Source organism: Bacillus sp. SSR7, from assembly GCF_055902415.1.
This window is the reverse complement of record NZ_JBVVXV010000012.1, coordinates 1-15,571: the sequence shown is the minus strand read 5'-3', so window position 1 is coordinate 15,571 and position 15,571 is coordinate 1. Positions and strand designations below refer to the sequence as shown.

The window sequence follows — 15,571 nt, the reverse complement described above, 5'->3', positions numbered from 1 at the left end:
ATGTCATGCGATTTGTCCCATATGAACGCAAAAAAGGCTGTAGAATGATTATTCTACAGCCTTTATATAATAGATTATTAATCTATCAACCTTCTAATAATAATGATTTTGGATCTTCAAGCATATCTTTAACAGCAACAAGGAAGCTAACTGCTTCTTTACCATCAACAATACGGTGATCGTAAGATAAAGCGATGTACATCATTGGACGGTTTTCCATACGCTCGTTATCAATTGCAACTGGACGTACTTGGATTTTGTGCATTCCTAAAATACCAACTTGTGGACTGTTTAGGATCGGTGTTGACATTAGAGAACCGAACACACCACCGTTTGTAATTGTAAATGTACCACCTTGTAGTTCTTTTAATGAAAGTTTGTTGTCACGTGCTTTTTTACCTAATTCACGAATTTCGCTTTCGATTTCAGCGAAGTTTAATTGGTTCGCATCGCGTACAACTGGAACAACTAATCCATCTGGAGCTGCTACTGCAATACCGATATCATAGAATTTTTTAATGATAAGCTCGTCACCTTGAATTTCAGCATTTAATAATGGGAATTGTTTTAATGCTGCAACAACTGCTTTTGTGAAGAATGACATGAAACCAAGACGTACATCATGTTTTTTCTCGAAAGCATCTTTACGCTCTTTACGTAATTCCATGATTGCAGTCATATCAACTTCGTTAAATGTTGTTAACATTGCAGATGTTTGTTGAACTTCTACAAGACGTTTTGCAATTGTTTGACGGCGGCGGGACATTTTCACGCGCTCAACTGGTTTTTCGAATTCAGTTTTTGCAACTGGAGCAGGAGCTGGACTTTTTGGAGCAGCTGGTGCTTCTTTTGGTGCTGCAGCATGAGCTTGTACATCGTGTGGTCTCACACGTCCAAGTGGATCTGTGCTACGTACGTCGTTTAAGTCGATTCCTAATTCACGAGCCATTTTTCTAGCAGCTGGTGATGCGATAGGACGGTTTGTATTTGGTAAACCTTGTAGAGTTGCAGTTTGTTCAGCACTTGGTGCCGCAGCTTTTGGTGCTTCAGCTGTTTCTTGTTTTGGTTGCTCAGCAGCCGGTGCAGGTGTACTTACTGCAACTGGTGCTCCGTTTGCATCTAAAATTGCGATAGTTGCGCCAACTTCAACTGTATCCCCAGGTTCGCCTAGTAACTTCGATACAATACCTGAATCTTCTGCAATGATTTCTACATTGACTTTATCAGTTTCAAGCTCAACAACGCTGCCACCTTTCTCAACTTTGTCGCCTACGTTGATAAGCCATTGTGAGATAGTTCCTTCAGTAATAGATTCTGCAAGCTCAGGTACTTTAATTTCGATCATTTTAAATGTCCTCCCCTTATTTGCCTAACGGTGTGTTTTTTCTTCTTTTGTCTTCGGTAATCTCCATTTGTTAGCCTGACCTTGGGCAGAATATCTGCCCAAGGAACAAGCTAGAAATCTTCATTGTTACTTTTTAGTTGCTGAAAACTTCAATTTCTAGTTTATCTTGACGGAAGTTATACTTTACATCTAAAGCGTGTGCAACAATTAGTTCTTGCTCAGCTTTGTGAGCGAATGGATCGCCGCCAGATGGGCTAGAGCGGTCTGGACGTCCGATGTAACCTGTTTTCACTTTATCTCTAGCTAGTTCGAACAGAATTGGAGCCATGTAATGCCATGCGCCCATATTACGAGGCTCTTCCTGAACCCAAATAATTTCTTCTAAGTTTTTAAAGCGTTTAATAATAGATTGAACTTTCTCAGCAGGGAATGGGTACAACTGTTCAATACGAACGATATGAATTTCATCTAAGTTGTACTCATGCTTACCAGACTCGATTTCTGCTGCTAAGTCAATCGCCATTTTACCTGTACTTAAAACAAGACGTTTTACTTTGTTTGGTTTTGTACCAAGGTTTTCTTGTTCTAAAGCAGGTTGGAAACGTCCTTCGCTTAACTGACTAGCAGTTGAAAGCGTAAGTGGGTGACGTAATAAACTCTTCGGCGTCATCAGTACTAATGGTCGAACAGCTTCTGTTCCTAAGATAGATGCTTGACGACGTAAAATATGGAAGTATTGTGCCGCGCTCGTTAAGTTTGCAACTGTCCAGTTGTTCTCAGCAGCTAACTGTAAGAATCGCTCTGGACGTGCACTAGAGTGCTCTGGTCCTTGACCTTCATAACCGTGTGGTAATAGAAGAACTAAACCAGATTTTTGACCCCATTTTGCTCTTCCAGCTGAAACATATTGATCAAATAATGCTTGCGCAGTATTTGAGAAGTCACCATATTGCGCTTCCCACATAACAAGCGTTTCTGGAGCGAATACGTTATAACCATACTCGTAACCAACAACAGCAGCTTCTGATAACGGACTGTTATGAACAGAGAATGAAGCGTTGATGTTTGGTAAGCGATGTAATGGTGAATATGTTTCATTTGTATCAGTATCGTGTAATACGATGTGACGATGCGCGAATGTACCACGCTGTGAATCTTGACCAGTTAAACGAATTGGCGTACCTTCTTGTAAAATAGAAGCGAATGCTAATGACTCAGCAAGTGCCCATTCAATTTTACCGTTCTCTTCAAGAGCATCTTTACGGCGCTCAAGAATTTTCTTCACCTTCGGATATACGTTAAATCCTTCTGGCCAAGATAATAGACCTTCATTAATTGCACGAAGTGAATCAAGCTCAACACCAGTATCGATTGGCTGAATGCCTTTTGCAACAACATCTGGCACTTTAACGTGAATTGTTGCATCGCTCGTATCAGCTGGCGGTACTTGTGCATAGTCAGATTTTAATTGCTCTTGTGTAAACTGTGTAATTGTTTCAATCTCATCTGCATTTAGAACACCAGCAGCTTGTAATTGATCTGCATAAATTGCTCTTACCGTTGGGTGATTTTTAATCTTTTTGTACACTTGTGGTTGTGTAACTGCTGGGTCATCCATTTCGTTATGACCGTAGCGGCGGTAACCAATTAAATCGATTAAGAAATCTTTTTTGAACAACATGCGATATTGAATCGCAAGGTTAGCAGCAGCAAGACAAGCTTCCGGATCATCAGCATTTACGTGGACAATCGGAATATCGAAACCTTTTGCAAGGTCACTTGAATATTTTGTTGAACGAGAATCATAGCTATCAGTAGTAAAACCAACTGCATTGTTTGCGATAACATGAATTGTTCCACCCGTTTGGTACGCGTTCAATCTGCTTAAGTTCAACGTCTCAGATACAATACCTTGACCAGGGAATGCAGCATCACCGTGAACTAAAATTACGAATGACTTTGAAGTATCTTGTTCTGGAAGACCAGATTTTTTACGGTTTTCTTGAGCCGCACGTGCGAAACCTTCTACAACAGGGTTAACGAACTCAAGGTGACTTGGATTATTTGCTAATGTAACGCGAGTGCTAACTTCCTCGTTACTAACGACTTGTTCTCTACCTAAATGGTATTTCACGTCGCCAGTCCAGCCAGAATTTGCTACTGCGCCTTCTATTTTTGCATGTTTGAACTCAGCAAACATGTGACTATATGGTTTTTCTAATACGTGTGCAAGTACGCTTAGACGACCGCGATGAGCCATACCAATCATGACATCTTCTACGCCGTTCTTGGCACCTTCTAGCACAATTTCATCTAGAACAGGTACAAGCATATCAACGCCCTCGATAGAGAAACGCTTTTGCCCAACGAATGTTTTATGCAAGAATTGCTCGAAACCTTCAACAGCTGTTAAACGTTTTAAAAGAGCAGTTCGTTTTTTATTTGATAGTGGTTGACGCAATGAATTTGATTCCACCATTTGATGCAACCACGCGCGTTCTTCACTATCTTGTATATGAGAAAATTCATAAGCTAAAGATTGTGTATACACTTCTTTTAATCTATGAATTACATCAAGTGCAGTGTGAATACCTTCTGGTGCATCTTGCCATACTGTTTTAGCTGGAATCGCTTTCAAATCAGCATCGCTCAGTTCGTTCATTGCTTTCTCAAGAAGAGATTGTCCATTTGCAGCATCCTCCATCGGATTGATGTGAGCCAACGTATGCCCGAAAGAACGAATCTGTTCAACAAGCTGAACGACTTTAAGAATCTTTTCAATGTTACCTGTGTTTTGAGGAGAAAAATGTGTTGCTGTGTTGTCCCCTGTTACGACATCATCTTGAAACGAAGGAGCTCCAAAAATTTCAAAAAGCTCTTGTAATTCCGGATCAACAGAACCTGCTCCAGTTACGTAAAGATCATACTGTTCAATAACATAACCAAGGTTCGGACCGTGGAACTTGGCCCAAGGGTTTGTCGTTGTATTCTTCCTCGTCATTTGTTTAAACCTCCCAATGCATATAATCCTTTTTCCATACAAAAAGGTGCATTTTGCTCTTTTCAATAATTGATGAACCAATAATCAATGTAAATGTTTTTCTTTACTCTTATGTTATTACAATAATTTACATAATACCAAACACTATTACTTATCTGTTTTGTAAAAAAACATTCACAATAACTTATCACCCAAGTTAATCTTTCATGTTATAAAGTAATTTTACAGAAAAATAGGGTGGATATATTTGGTATACCTATACGAATAACTAAAATTGTTGCATGTAAATATAAGTATAATAGTTAGAATGTTTCGATAAAAATAAGTTCGAATTATGTATATTGAAATAATAAGCGCTTTCATTGATATTATACAACAATATAACGGAATATAGTATAAAAAATAAAAAATTATGAATTTAGCGTAAACTTTATTTAGATAGTGTTAAATATTGAAAGGAAAGTGAAGGATTTCTACAAAAAAAGTTGCTAAACATAAAAAATGCTTCATAAACAGTTAGTTTCTATAAATATGACGAAAAACACCGTAAAATCAATAACGCATTTCGTGGAATAAAGAGAGAAATGAAATATTTTAAAAGGATAAAACAAATATGGAGATATTAAATTTTAAAAAAAGAGAGGTGGAGATATAGTAACAGTTATTTACATTGTTCCATGTTTCATTACAAAATAGACGTACTGAAATTCAAAAAGTTTCTTCTATATAAATAGCGTGAATAATAATTAAAATGAATGTAAAGGAAGCTTGACGTAAAGTTTGCTTTACGTATATACTCGGTATAAGGGAGGAGGGAGAAAATTCCTTGGAAAATAAAATGGTCGAATACCGAAAAAAATTTGGACTATCTCAAGAAAAATTGGCTGAGAAACTTGGCGTTTCCAGACAAACCATCATTTCAATTGAAAAAGGAAAATACGATCCGTCACTTCCGTTAGCATTTGAAATAGCAAAAACATTTCAGACAACGATAGAACATGTATTTATTTATGAAGGAAAAGAAGGGGAGGAGTAAAGATGAACTATTCACAAAAGTACTTCGTAATTATGGGGATTATTTTTCTATTTATGAGTGGATTTATGATATTAACAGGTATAATGACGCATTCTGCACCGCCGGCTATAACGTATCCATTGCTTGGGATGATGATTATGAGTTTTTGCCTAAGTTACCTGCACCCACAATTTAAAGAAAAAGACGAACGAATGAAACTCATTCGTTATAAAGGAATGTTCGTGACCTTTTTTGCATTAACAGCATATTATCTTCTTTTCTCTATCGGCTTAAACTTAAAAATACTTACACTATCTGCTACTGAACTATTGAACATACTTATGGCACTCACGATGAGTACCGTCTTTATCTCGTTTGTTGTTTTGGCAAAAAGATATTAAGATGGAAAAGAGAAAGGAAGATTAACATATGCAAATGATGTATGCTTTTGGCATTGGACTTGTATTATTTTTAGCCGTATTCTTATTTATTCGGAAAGACGTGCAAGGTGGGACGTTAACGAAACGAGGCTTTTATAAAATGATCGGCTGTTTAGTTGTTATGTTTATAGCGATTATCGTAATGATCGTTTTAATAAATCAGTCACTATAGAATGAACCTTACTTGAGTAAGGTTTTTCTTTTTGTTATAAAATCCTAAAATCCCCACTAAATCCATTTGTTGCATATAGTAGATATTATATAATTTAATAAAATGATAGATAGAGAGCATATTATATGAATAAAAAAACTATCTTCTTTTTATTAATATTTCTATTACTTGTAGCTAGTACTACTTATATAATATGTAACAAACGAGAACAAGTGCCACCAGTCAGAATTTCTATCAAATGTTTAACGAAGCGAAACCAAGGATTTTTGAAGTTAATAATCTATTGGATGAAATTTCAGAAGAACTCAAACACTCTGCCAAGAAATTCCGCGAAGCAGATCAAATGAATTATATGATTGCGAAGGCGAAGTCCCAAAAAAATGTAGAATATTTAAAAGGTAGTATGGACGCGAATTTTGGTGATGGTAGAGTGTCACTTAAAGGTAGTGGAACTGTGATAAATGCCGAACATGAGTTATTTGATAATGCAAACTTTACCTTTAAAGCATTAAACGGTTCAGCAGAATTCAACATACCATATACGGTCGAGGCTGCTAAAGAAGATGTTTTACAACGAAATATTATAGGGGTAAAAATAGAAGGTGCTGTTGCACAAGAGACGATAGCTTATAAATATAATTCTTCTAAAGGTTTTGGAGAGGAATTAACTCTTACTAGCAAACAAGGAGTAGCTTCTTATGTACAGGGGATTGAGGGATTTTCTTTTAAAAGTGAAAACATGATAGCTTTGCAAGTATACGAAGCGGAAATTACGAAGATTAAGATACCTGATTATATCCCTGTATTAGGTGACTATGATATAGATGTTAAAGGTGAAATCATACTGGGGGGATATGGTTATAAAATCCGTGCAGGTGAAGAATCAGGATTTTCCGCAACAGCACCTAATGGTTATGGTGGAGGATTCTCATTTAAATTTAAGAAGGAAGAGTGAGGATGGGGTTAAAATGCGTAGAGTCACACAAGTAGTAATATGTATTGCAGCGGTACTATTAATTACACTAGCTATGATAAATGGAGAAACGTGGAAAGATAAAATTGTTATTTCGCTGGCTGTTCTTATATTTACTGGATTTTCTCTAGTGTGGAACTCATTTGTTATAAATTTTATGGAAAAAGTCAATAAAAAAAGGGGGAATAAATAAATGAAACTTTTACCGATTGGAACAGTTGTGAAGCTAGAAGATATAGAACAATTTGTGATGATTATTGGAAGAATGGTTACTTCAGCGGATAAGCGTGAGTTCGATTATATAGGTGTTCCTTATCCAGTGAGCTATCTAGGTGATGAAAAAGTATTATGTTTTAATCATGATAAAATTGTAGAGGAAATGCATAGAGGGTATATGACTGAGAGTGAATTGGTCCTACGTGAGAAATTAGTAGAATTGTAAAAAAACGTAAATCTTAAAGATATGATAGGAGAAACAAAATGGGGAAGATAATGAGAATTATTGTAATCATTGGTATTCTTATTCCTCCAGCGTTACTGTGGAGTGCACCTGATATCCCTCTAAATGTTAAACTTCTGTTTACAGGTTTACAACTAACTGTAGGATTCATCGCAGTAGTAGTATTAGAGGTAATATTTAGAAATCGAAAAAAGAAGAGGGCAAAATAGATATAAATTGTATAGAATGACAGATGAAAATATTGGTAGCTAATCTTCTCAATAAAAGAAATTAACAGAAGCAGGGAGAAATCCTTGCTTTATTTTTGTATAGAATTATTAAGTAGAGTATCGTTAAATTAGGATATCTGAGGGGGATAGGGATCTGAGTTAAAGAAACAGTAGTCTTAAGAGTTATCTCACTGATTTCAATGAGTGTAAAAACTATAATTTTAATTACTATACAAACTTAAGTAGCATTTTCTTTTCAGCCCTTTCTTAGTTTTATGGAAACAAAAAAGAGGACTACTTATGGTGTCTGATAGAGATCACCACAAGTTTAGCTTGTGAGAATACCCTATCAAGCCTTGATACTATTAGGTTTTATGCCCCCGGAGAGGCTCGAACACAGGATCTCTATCAACAATCTTTCATGATTATAGCAGATGATAGAGGATGAAAGTTGTTGTAGCGCCGTTCCATAGAGATACTAAACAGGAAACAGTTGATAGGCACACTTCAGAGGGAGAAGTGCTAGATGTAACTGTTAAGGAGATTAGTGAGCTGGAATATAAAAGAGAGAACACTAATATGAACAAATATATTAAAGTAGCTGTTGCTTATAAGTTTAAACCTGAGGGAGAAGTCTATAAACAGGCACAATATAGAAAAGTAACACCTGAGGAAGATATCCAGCAAGTTCAAAACGATGTGTTACACATATTTAGTAATCTGTTTGATAAGTTAGTCTACCTGGAGGGGATTAATGTTACTGAGGTAAGTGAGATAGAATACCGAGCAGGTAGGATAGAGGAAGATGCTGAATTGAGATTCCTCCAACAGATCACACTGGATGGTTGTGTCTCGTGAGGCAGCAATTCAAAGCTACCTCTTTAGTTTTACCTAGAAAGATACTAGGGGTAGGGAGTTTTCGGATTTTTAAGAGTATAAAAAATATTATTCTGTAAAATTAATTTTATATGGTAAAATATCCTATATAAATATTTAAAAGGGGAATGGCTATGGGGAATATAAAAGTTACTCCTGAACAGTTGCGAAAAGTGGCAGGGACTATTAGATCAACTATCACGAATGCAACTGCAACACAGGAGCGACTAAAACGAGATATTGATATGATTTCTAGTAATTGGTTGGGCTCAACCTATATGAAATTTAATACGGATTTCCGTGATTCATCATTTAAAATGGCACAATTTATAACCATATTAGAGCCGCTTGAGAAGTTTCTACTTGCAACCGCAAAAAAATTTGAAGAAACTGATAATATGGAGGTTGCTAGTTCTGTGGGGTCATTGTATCTACAAGACCGCGTAAATGGTCAAACTGAGTTTTTTATAGGTTCAGCTGAATGGAAAGAAGATGGCCGCCTTGGCGGGAAAGCGGAGGGGGATTTAGTAACAGGAAAGTTTGATATTTCAGAAAACACTCAATTCATGTTTAAGGCAGGACATGGGGAGATTGATGTAAATGCTCCTTATTCCTTTGATACCATAAAGGAAGACTTGTTTACAGGCAACATTATTGGAGGAAAAGCAGGTGTTACAGGTCTAGAGAATACCATTACAACTAGTGCTATATTCGATCAGGAGATGAAGGCAACGCAAAAATTCCTAGATGGTTCTGTAGCTTTTGGAATTGAGGATTACACCTTAAAAGATGATGCAGAGTTAACGGTTCAAAAATATGAATTATCAACAAAAATTGATATCCCAGACTTTATCCCAATAATAGGTGAATATGATTTTGAAGTACGTGGAGAATTAGGATTAGGAACATTTGGTTATAAGCTTCATGCTGGCCAAGAAACTGGTGCGTATGTCGGTGGTGGAAAAGTTGGTGGTGGTTTGTTTGGTAAATTTGTTAAGGAAGGACAAGAGTAATTATGTTTAAACAAGCAAGAGTTATAAAAATTTTTGGATTTTCAGCTTTACTTATATTTAGTTTATTTGCTCCTTATGGGTGGGGGAAAAAATTAGCGTTAATTGCTTTTATAATATTGCTAGCTCTTTTGTCTTTTGGTACAACGAACTTATTAGAATACATAACTAATAAATTTAAAAAAAATAGAGATAAGTAGTTTACTTAAACAAGGAAGAATTCAATTATTGTAAGTATGCTCTGTGTATTATGATAGGGGATACCTATGGTCACAAGTACAGAGGAATTATTTGTGATTTTGAGGGTACTTTAACTTGTAGATTTTAATAATATTTGATTGGTTTTTATAACAATGAAAAGGAGAATATATATGAAACTTTTACCAATAGGAACAGTAGTAAAACTAGAAGAAGTAGAACCGATTATTATGATCATTGGAAGAATGGTTGTATCAGCAGATAAACGTGATTTTGATTATGTGGGCGTCCCTTACCCAGTGGGCTATTTAGGTGATGAAAAAGTATTGTGTTTTAATCATAATAAGATTGTAGAGGAAATGCATAGAGGGTATATGACTGAAAGTGAATTAGTTCTACGTGAGAAATTAGTCGAATTGTAGATTAGTTTAAAAATACATATAGATTTTAAAAACACGATAGGAGAAACAAAATGGGTAAGATAATGAGAACTCTTGTAATTATAGGTATACTTATCCCTCCGGTACTACTGTGGAGTGCACCTGATATTCCTCTAAATGATAAACTGCTGTTTACAGGTTTACAGCTAACTGTAGGATTCACCACAGTAGTAGTGTTAGAGGTTATATTTAGAAATCGAAAAAAGAAGAGGGCAGAATAGATATAAATTGTATAGAATGGCAGATAAGAATATTGGTGGTTAATTATCTCAATAAAAGAAGCTAACAGAAGCAGGGAGAAATCCTTGCTTTATTTTTTTTATAGAATTGCTAAGTAGAGTATCGTTAAATTAGGATATTTGAAGGGGAGTACTGTAGGTGAACTGGCGATCTGGTTAAATAAATAGTAGTCTTAAGAGTTATCTCACTGATTTCAATGAGTGTAAAAACTATAATTTTAATTACTATACAAACTTAAGTAGCATTTTCTTTTCAGTCCTTTCTCAGTTTTATGGAAACAAAAAAGAGGACGCCCCCTGAGCCAGCTGGTTTGCTGACTAGAATTAGTCCTCTGTGAACTTGTAGTGTCTGATGGAGACCCCACAGTTTTAGCTTTTGAGAATACCTTCTCAAGCCTTGATACTATTAGGTTTTATGACCCCGGAGAGGCTCGAACTCACGACCTCCACCCTGTCAAGGTGGCGCTCTCCCTGCTGAGCTACGGGATCTTCAAAAGTGCGTATGTAACAGCCTCTTCAATCTTTATGCTAAAGCAATTATATATAATTAACTGAAATTTAGCGATATTTTTTCAGTAAGTTTTAAAAGGGAAATCATATGCAATTATGCGAGTAGTATCTGAAGGGATAATAATGAGAAAAAACTTAGTAGGATGTAGCGGTCGTATTATTTAAGATATTTATCCAAAGGGTTTTCATCGTTTAAATCAACAAGTAAAGGACATAGGAATAATAGAGGTAGAGCGGCATTAGCATGATGAAAGGTGTCATTAGATAGATACTGCCTTCCAAAACAATACGGGCAATCCTTTTCAAATGTCACGAGTATCGACCACACATCTTTTACTTTCCACTTCGTTTTACAATACGTACAACGCGCCATGGAGTTCCTCCTCATTATAAGTTTTCTTCTAGTATATTCCATTCTATTGTACGAAAGTCATTTGTATTTGGTGTGATACAATGTAAGTTGTTTTATTTTTATGTGAATGTATTTAGTAATTTATGATCATTTGCATATCGTTTCATATTTTTGCAGGATGATAGATTTTCAGTTTCAATATTCAAATTGGCCAATATATCCTTTTTACAATTTACTGAAAATCATGTATAACAGAGATACAAGATTATTTTACCCCGCATTAACGGGCAGTAAGATCCCCGCTCAAAATTCAGCGAAAGCAAAGAATTTAGGTGGGAGATCAACTGCCCGTAAAAGCCCGATTGGTTCAACTAATAATCAGTGGGGAATGAAGCCCCCCCACTGATTAAAGTTTCACTTTATAAATATTCAGAAGTAGAGGGAGAATTATTGTAATGGTAAGGAAGACGTTCAAGATGCGCGTATCTAGAAATAGAACGATTTTGATTAATGGTTCGATTCTTGATGTGGATGTTACACATGATGAGTTTTTACAAGAGTTTGTTGAGTGGGTCGATTCTAAAGGTTGGTCGTTTATGGGGATGACAGATGAGATTACACCTGAGGAAGCTAGTCAAAATTTAATTGATTCATTGATTGATGAGAAGGATAAGAAAGAATAATTCTTTCTTATTTTTTATTGTATATTTATGTTCTTCATCGTAAAAGTATGATATAGTAAAAAACAGTAAATGTTCTTCCAATTTAATACAAATTACATGTAGATTGGTAGATTCAATTTTTAAACTGTGAGAGTATAGTGAAAAGGGAGAGTCATATGGTAAATTTTAAGAAAATTTTGGCTTTTATTACCGTTATTTGTTTATTTTTTTTGACACCTATGACGTTACGTGCTGAGACGAATATTGGAGTGAATCCAGAACAAGTGGCACCACCACCTAAGGAAGGGCCAAATGTTTTTGGTCAGTTTGCAACTACGATTGATGCGAAAACTGGAGATGTTTTGTATGACAAAAACGCACATCATCGTGCATTTCCGGCTAGTATGACGAAAGTGTTAACGGCGATTTTACTTATGGAACATACGAAGCCAGAGGATCAATTTACGTTTTCACAATTAGCATTAGATCAAGAGAAGAGTAATTATCAAATTGAGTTTCAACCTGGTGAGACGATTAATAGAAATACTGCACTTATGATTTTAATGGTACTGAGTGCAAATGATGTGTCGTATGCGATTGCGGAGCGTATTGGCGGAAGTGTTGAGAATTTCGCTAATATGATGAATGAGAAAGCGAAGCAATTAGGGGCGACAGATAGTCACTTTGTCACGCCAAATGGATTGCATGATCCGAATCATTATACAACACCATTTGATATGGCTATGATTACGAGAGGTGTGCAAAAGTACCCTGAGATTTTGCAAGCGATGAATACGAAAAGGACGACAGTTACGACATCTAGGCAGACGGTTTCTATTTTTAATAAATCTACTTATTTTGAAAATCCATTTAGTATTGGCGGTAAGACAGGTTTTACAAATGAAGCACGCAATACGCTCGTTCTATTAAATGAGAAGGATGGAAATCGTATTATAAATGTAGTAATGGCTTCTCAAAGACCTGAAATTTATGAAGATTTAAAGCAGATGGCGGACTATTCTTTTGGTCAATTTGTGAAGCAAACTGTACTAGATAAACATAGTTGGCATCAAAAGACAACGTATTTAAATAAAGATATTGATAGCGAGCTTGAAAAAAGTGCAGAAGTGATGCTTAAGAAAGATGAAGGAAAAAATGTGAGGACGATTTTCCGTGCGGCTTCATTAGATAAAGATTCTTTGTATCATAAAGGAATTCATCGTGGTGAGGTAGTTGGGGCAGTTGATATCACAAAGAATAATCAAACAATTGCGACGGTTAATGTTCTTTCTAAAGAAGATGTTACTTTTGCAATGCCTAAAAAAGATACGATCGAGCCTGAAGTAAATGAATCAAACGTGAAAATAATAAGCATTGGGATAGGTGCTGCCATATTATTTGGAGCCATTTTATTTGTAGTGTTACGCCGAAATACAAAAGGAATGAAATCAGAAGAAAAATAAATTACTAGTTTAAAGGGCTGTGAAGAGAATTTGTCACAGTCCTTTTTTATATTTAAAATAACTAATAATTGTAAATTTTCTTATTGCATTTCCGTTTCGTTCGTTATATTATTTACTTGTGTTCTTGTTAAAGAACAATAGTGGATATTGCATACTTCAAATAATATAAAACAACGGAGAGGGAGAGAAACGATGAAATTAATTTGGAAGGTGATTAGCAACGTTATCTCATTTGTTTTATTTGCATTAATGGTTTGCTTAGCTTTTGTAGTTATTTCTTCAAAAGCTAGCGGTGGGGATCCAACGGTGATGGGATATCAATTTAAATCAGTGTTATCAGGATCAATGGAACCAACATTTTTAACAGGATCAATCATTGCGATAGAACCGACGAAAGATGGCTCTAAATATCAAAAAGGTGATGTTATTACCTTTAAAGAAAAAGATGAAAAAATTATCACTCACCGTATTATCGGTGTGAAAGATACAAATGGAAAAGTAATGTATGAAACAAAAGGGGATAACAACAACGGCCCTGATTTAGAACCAGTACTTGCGGAGAATGTCATTGGGAAATATGCAGATATTACAGTTCCATATGCAGGGTATGCATTAAATTATGCGAATTCAAAAGCTGGAGCTGCTTTGCTTCTTATTATTCCAGGTGTCTTTTTACTAGGCTATTCCGCGATTTCTATTTTTAGTGCTATTCGTAGCATTGACGGAGAAAAAAAAGAGAAAAAAGTAGAACAATCCGTCTAGTTCGTTTGGTTATACTTTCCTTTTAGGAAGTTAACAAATATATATTAAGGGGATATGGACATGACTTTAAAGAAAAAATTAGGGATGGGTATCGCATCAGCAGTATTAGGAGCGGCATTAGTTGGCGGAGGAACATTTGCATACTTTAGCGATAAAGAAGTGTCAAATAATACATTTGCGTCTGGTACGCTTGATTTAGCATTAAATCCATCAACAGTTGTTAATGTATCGAATTTAAAGCCTGGTGATACAGTTGAAAAAGAATTTAAATTAGAAAATAAAGGGACATTAGATATTAAAAAAGTACTACTAAAAACAGATTACAATGTAGAAGATGTGAAGAAAGATAATAAAGATGATTTTGGTAAACATATTAAAGTAACATTCTTAAAAAATGTAGACAAGCATGAAACAATCGTAAAAGAAACAACGCTAGATAAATTGAAGGGTGACACACTTACTGCGGTAAATAACGATTTAGCTGCTTGGTTCTGGGATGAAAAAGGTATTTCAGCAGGTAAATCTGATAAATTCAAAGTGAAATTTGAATTCGTTGATAATAAAAAAGATCAAAATGAATTCCAAGGCGATAAGTTACAATTAACTTGGACGTTTGATGCACAGCAAGGCGATGGTGAAACAAAATAATAAGGACAACAAAAAGAGACTATCGAAAGTGATAGTCTCTTTTTCTGCTAAAAGTGAAATGTAAAAAGAAACATAATTTTTATATCATTTTGTAATTCATTTTATTATAATAAAGATATAGTTCTTGATAAAGAACACGTTGTTCGATAGGAGAGATTAAAATGCTGAAGCCACCTCGTAAATTCAAAAAGATGCTTATATTGCCATGTTTGTGTTCGATTACTTTTTATTTAGGCTCTCAAATGATGACTTATACAGAAGCAGCTTTCATTCATGAAACGAAAGTAGCGGCTACTATTTCTACAGCAAGTATTTTTCCGAAAACAGTTGATCAATTAATAGAACAAGCTAAGCAGCATAAGGAAGTTATTTTGAATGAGTATGAAGGGATGAAATCAAAATTAACTGTTAGCTCCGCTCAAGAGTTAGAACAGGCGCTTGTTATATGGAAGAAAGGGCGAGAGAAAATAGCAATTGAGAGAGAATCGTTACAAAAAGTATATAAATCAATAGAAGAACCTTATAATCAAGTACAAGAAGAGTTAAAAGGAAATACAACTGAATCGAATAAGCAAGTATTCTCGTATGTGAATGCTGGTTTTCATATAGTGAAAGAAAACTGTGAGTATGTTGATAAAGAAGTTAATTTACAGGTGATTGATAAACAAATTCAAGATTTTGAGAAGCTACTAGTAGATGAAACAGCAAAACAATTGAGCGAGGCTGAGAAACAAAAGGAATTAGAAGAGAGTAAGAAACAAGAGGAAGCGAAAAAACTAGAAGAGAGTAAGAAACA

At 35.3% G+C, this 15,571-nt stretch carries 20 protein-coding genes and 1 tRNA gene; 17 read left to right on the top strand and 4 right to left on the bottom strand.

The window, feature by feature from the left end; genetic code table 11:
* Positions 1-85: 85 nt before the first annotated feature.
* Both odhB and odhA read right to left on the bottom strand, forming a co-directional pair.
* Complete coding sequence (gene odhB, locus AC0NJG_RS19320) at positions 86-1,345, bottom strand: 2-oxoglutarate dehydrogenase complex dihydrolipoyllysine-residue succinyltransferase (RefSeq protein WP_000569898.1); 1,260 nt, start codon at positions 1,343-1,345, stop codon at positions 86-88.
* Positions 1,346-1,478: 133 nt separating this feature from the next.
* Positions 1,479-4,346, bottom strand: coding sequence for a 2-oxoglutarate dehydrogenase E1 component (odhA, locus tag AC0NJG_RS19315; RefSeq protein ID WP_474063311.1), 2,868 nt, complete (start codon positions 4,344-4,346; stop codon positions 1,479-1,481).
* An 826-nt stretch (positions 4,347-5,172) separates the two neighbouring features.
* Between odhA and AC0NJG_RS19310 the strand changes: the two genes are divergently transcribed.
* The 12 genes from AC0NJG_RS19310 to AC0NJG_RS19255 all read left to right on the top strand — a co-directional run bounded on the left by AC0NJG_RS19310 (position 5,173) and on the right by AC0NJG_RS19255 (position 10,360).
* Positions 5,173-5,382: a helix-turn-helix transcriptional regulator gene (locus AC0NJG_RS19310; RefSeq protein ID WP_000428510.1), complete on the top strand. Its 210-nt coding sequence runs from the start codon at positions 5,173-5,175 to the stop codon at positions 5,380-5,382.
* A 2-nt stretch (positions 5,383-5,384) separates the two neighbouring features.
* On the top strand, positions 5,385-5,762 hold the full coding sequence (locus AC0NJG_RS19305; RefSeq protein ID WP_001109901.1) for a hypothetical protein: 378 nt from the start codon (positions 5,385-5,387) through the stop codon (positions 5,760-5,762).
* Positions 5,763-5,790: 28 nt separating this feature from the next.
* Positions 5,791-5,973 (top strand): DUF3976 domain-containing protein, encoded by a 183-nt coding sequence (locus tag AC0NJG_RS19300; RefSeq protein WP_001178300.1) that lies wholly within the window; start codon positions 5,791-5,793, stop codon positions 5,971-5,973.
* A 238-nt stretch (positions 5,974-6,211) separates the two neighbouring features.
* Complete coding sequence (locus tag AC0NJG_RS19295; protein WP_474063310.1) at positions 6,212-6,928, top strand: WXG100 family type VII secretion target; 717 nt, start codon at positions 6,212-6,214, stop codon at positions 6,926-6,928.
* Positions 6,929-6,941: 13 nt separating this feature from the next.
* Complete coding sequence (locus AC0NJG_RS19290) at positions 6,942-7,139, top strand: hypothetical protein (protein WP_474063309.1); 198 nt, start codon at positions 6,942-6,944, stop codon at positions 7,137-7,139.
* The gene (locus AC0NJG_RS19285; protein ID WP_087994546.1) at positions 7,140-7,388 is read left to right on the top strand and encodes a DUF4176 domain-containing protein; all 249 of its coding nucleotides are present in this window, start codon (positions 7,140-7,142) and stop codon (positions 7,386-7,388) included.
* Positions 7,389-7,426: 38 nt separating this feature from the next.
* Positions 7,427-7,615 carry a hypothetical protein gene (locus tag AC0NJG_RS19280; protein ID WP_000516413.1) on the top strand — a complete coding sequence of 63 codons (189 nt, stop codon included), beginning with the start codon at positions 7,427-7,429 and terminating at the stop codon, positions 7,613-7,615.
* Between the two features lie 444 nt (positions 7,616-8,059).
* Complete coding sequence (locus AC0NJG_RS19275) at positions 8,060-8,473, top strand: hypothetical protein (RefSeq protein WP_223290782.1); 414 nt, start codon at positions 8,060-8,062, stop codon at positions 8,471-8,473.
* Between the two features lie 152 nt (positions 8,474-8,625).
* Entirely contained in the window at positions 8,626-9,504 is an 879-nt protein-coding gene (locus tag AC0NJG_RS19270; protein WP_087994545.1) for a WXG100 family type VII secretion target, read from the top strand.
* Positions 9,505-9,506: 2 nt separating this feature from the next.
* Positions 9,507-9,701: a hypothetical protein gene (locus AC0NJG_RS19265; RefSeq protein ID WP_077316981.1), complete on the top strand. Its 195-nt coding sequence runs from the start codon at positions 9,507-9,509 to the stop codon at positions 9,699-9,701.
* 171 nt (positions 9,702-9,872) lie between these two features.
* Positions 9,873-10,121 carry a DUF4176 domain-containing protein gene (locus AC0NJG_RS19260; RefSeq protein ID WP_071727897.1) on the top strand — a complete coding sequence of 83 codons (249 nt, stop codon included), beginning with the start codon at positions 9,873-9,875 and terminating at the stop codon, positions 10,119-10,121.
* Positions 10,122-10,171: 50 nt separating this feature from the next.
* Positions 10,172-10,360, top strand: a complete 189-nt coding sequence (locus AC0NJG_RS19255) for a hypothetical protein (protein WP_087994544.1) — start codon at positions 10,172-10,174, stop codon at positions 10,358-10,360.
* 434 nt (positions 10,361-10,794) lie between these two features.
* Here the strand turns inward: AC0NJG_RS19255 and AC0NJG_RS19250 are convergent.
* Both AC0NJG_RS19250 and AC0NJG_RS19245 read right to left on the bottom strand, forming a co-directional pair.
* A tRNA-Val gene (locus AC0NJG_RS19250) sits at positions 10,795-10,867 on the bottom strand.
* A 178-nt stretch (positions 10,868-11,045) separates the two neighbouring features.
* Positions 11,046-11,261: a hypothetical protein gene (locus tag AC0NJG_RS19245; protein ID WP_049111720.1), complete on the bottom strand. Its 216-nt coding sequence runs from the start codon at positions 11,259-11,261 to the stop codon at positions 11,046-11,048.
* Positions 11,262-11,695: 434 nt separating this feature from the next.
* On the opposite strand from AC0NJG_RS19245, the gene AC0NJG_RS19240 reads away from it, so the two are divergent.
* The 5 genes from AC0NJG_RS19240 to AC0NJG_RS19220 all read left to right on the top strand — a co-directional run.
* On the top strand, positions 11,696-11,923 hold the full coding sequence (locus AC0NJG_RS19240; protein ID WP_087951723.1) for a hypothetical protein: 228 nt from the start codon (positions 11,696-11,698) through the stop codon (positions 11,921-11,923).
* A gap of 155 nt (positions 11,924-12,078) precedes the next feature.
* Complete coding sequence (locus AC0NJG_RS19235; RefSeq protein ID WP_087994540.1) at positions 12,079-13,365, top strand: D-alanyl-D-alanine carboxypeptidase family protein; 1,287 nt, start codon at positions 12,079-12,081, stop codon at positions 13,363-13,365.
* Between the two features lie 192 nt (positions 13,366-13,557).
* The gene (gene sipW / locus AC0NJG_RS19230) at positions 13,558-14,127 is read left to right on the top strand and encodes a signal peptidase I SipW (protein WP_087951725.1); all 570 of its coding nucleotides are present in this window, start codon (positions 13,558-13,560) and stop codon (positions 14,125-14,127) included.
* A 60-nt stretch (positions 14,128-14,187) separates the two neighbouring features.
* Positions 14,188-14,775 carry a CalY family protein gene (locus AC0NJG_RS19225; protein WP_000172849.1) on the top strand — a complete coding sequence of 196 codons (588 nt, stop codon included), beginning with the start codon at positions 14,188-14,190 and terminating at the stop codon, positions 14,773-14,775.
* A gap of 161 nt (positions 14,776-14,936) precedes the next feature.
* On the top strand, positions 14,937-15,571 hold a 635-nt coding region (locus AC0NJG_RS19220), incomplete at its 3' end, for a DUF4047 domain-containing protein (protein ID WP_474063308.1).

What these genes read in the sequence shown, in the direction of transcription:
- sipW (WP_087951725.1), top strand. Translation starts at nt 13,558, where the DNA reads ATGAAATTAATTTGGAAGGTGATTAGCAACGTTATCTCATTTGTTTTA.
- AC0NJG_RS19305 (WP_001109901.1), top strand. Translation starts at nt 5,385, where the DNA reads ATGAACTATTCACAAAAGTACTTCGTAATTATGGGGATTATTTTTCTA.
- AC0NJG_RS19240 (WP_087951723.1), top strand. Translation starts at nt 11,696, where the DNA reads ATGGTAAGGAAGACGTTCAAGATGCGCGTATCTAGAAATAGAACGATT.
- AC0NJG_RS19225 (WP_000172849.1), top strand. Translation starts at nt 14,188, where the DNA reads ATGACTTTAAAGAAAAAATTAGGGATGGGTATCGCATCAGCAGTATTA.
- AC0NJG_RS19265 (WP_077316981.1), top strand. Translation starts at nt 9,507, where the DNA reads ATGTTTAAACAAGCAAGAGTTATAAAAATTTTTGGATTTTCAGCTTTA.
- AC0NJG_RS19255 (WP_087994544.1), top strand. Translation starts at nt 10,172, where the DNA reads ATGGGTAAGATAATGAGAACTCTTGTAATTATAGGTATACTTATCCCT.
- AC0NJG_RS19295 (WP_474063310.1), top strand. Translation starts at nt 6,212, where the DNA reads ATGTTTAACGAAGCGAAACCAAGGATTTTTGAAGTTAATAATCTATTG.
- AC0NJG_RS19290 (WP_474063309.1), top strand. Translation starts at nt 6,942, where the DNA reads ATGCGTAGAGTCACACAAGTAGTAATATGTATTGCAGCGGTACTATTA.
- AC0NJG_RS19270 (WP_087994545.1), top strand. Translation starts at nt 8,626, where the DNA reads ATGGGGAATATAAAAGTTACTCCTGAACAGTTGCGAAAAGTGGCAGGG.
- odhB (WP_000569898.1), bottom strand. Translation starts at nt 1,345, where the DNA reads ATGATCGAAATTAAAGTACCTGAGCTTGCAGAATCTATTACTGAAGGA.
- AC0NJG_RS19260 (WP_071727897.1), top strand. Translation starts at nt 9,873, where the DNA reads ATGAAACTTTTACCAATAGGAACAGTAGTAAAACTAGAAGAAGTAGAA.
- AC0NJG_RS19300 (WP_001178300.1), top strand. Translation starts at nt 5,791, where the DNA reads ATGCAAATGATGTATGCTTTTGGCATTGGACTTGTATTATTTTTAGCC.
- AC0NJG_RS19280 (WP_000516413.1), top strand. Translation starts at nt 7,427, where the DNA reads ATGGGGAAGATAATGAGAATTATTGTAATCATTGGTATTCTTATTCCT.
- AC0NJG_RS19245 (WP_049111720.1), bottom strand. Translation starts at nt 11,261, where the DNA reads ATGGCGCGTTGTACGTATTGTAAAACGAAGTGGAAAGTAAAAGATGTG.
- AC0NJG_RS19275 (WP_223290782.1), top strand. Translation starts at nt 8,060, where the DNA reads ATGAAAGTTGTTGTAGCGCCGTTCCATAGAGATACTAAACAGGAAACA.
- odhA (WP_474063311.1), bottom strand. Translation starts at nt 4,346, where the DNA reads ATGACGAGGAAGAATACAACGACAAACCCTTGGGCCAAGTTCCACGGT.
- AC0NJG_RS19235 (WP_087994540.1), top strand. Translation starts at nt 12,079, where the DNA reads ATGGTAAATTTTAAGAAAATTTTGGCTTTTATTACCGTTATTTGTTTA.
- AC0NJG_RS19285 (WP_087994546.1), top strand. Translation starts at nt 7,140, where the DNA reads ATGAAACTTTTACCGATTGGAACAGTTGTGAAGCTAGAAGATATAGAA.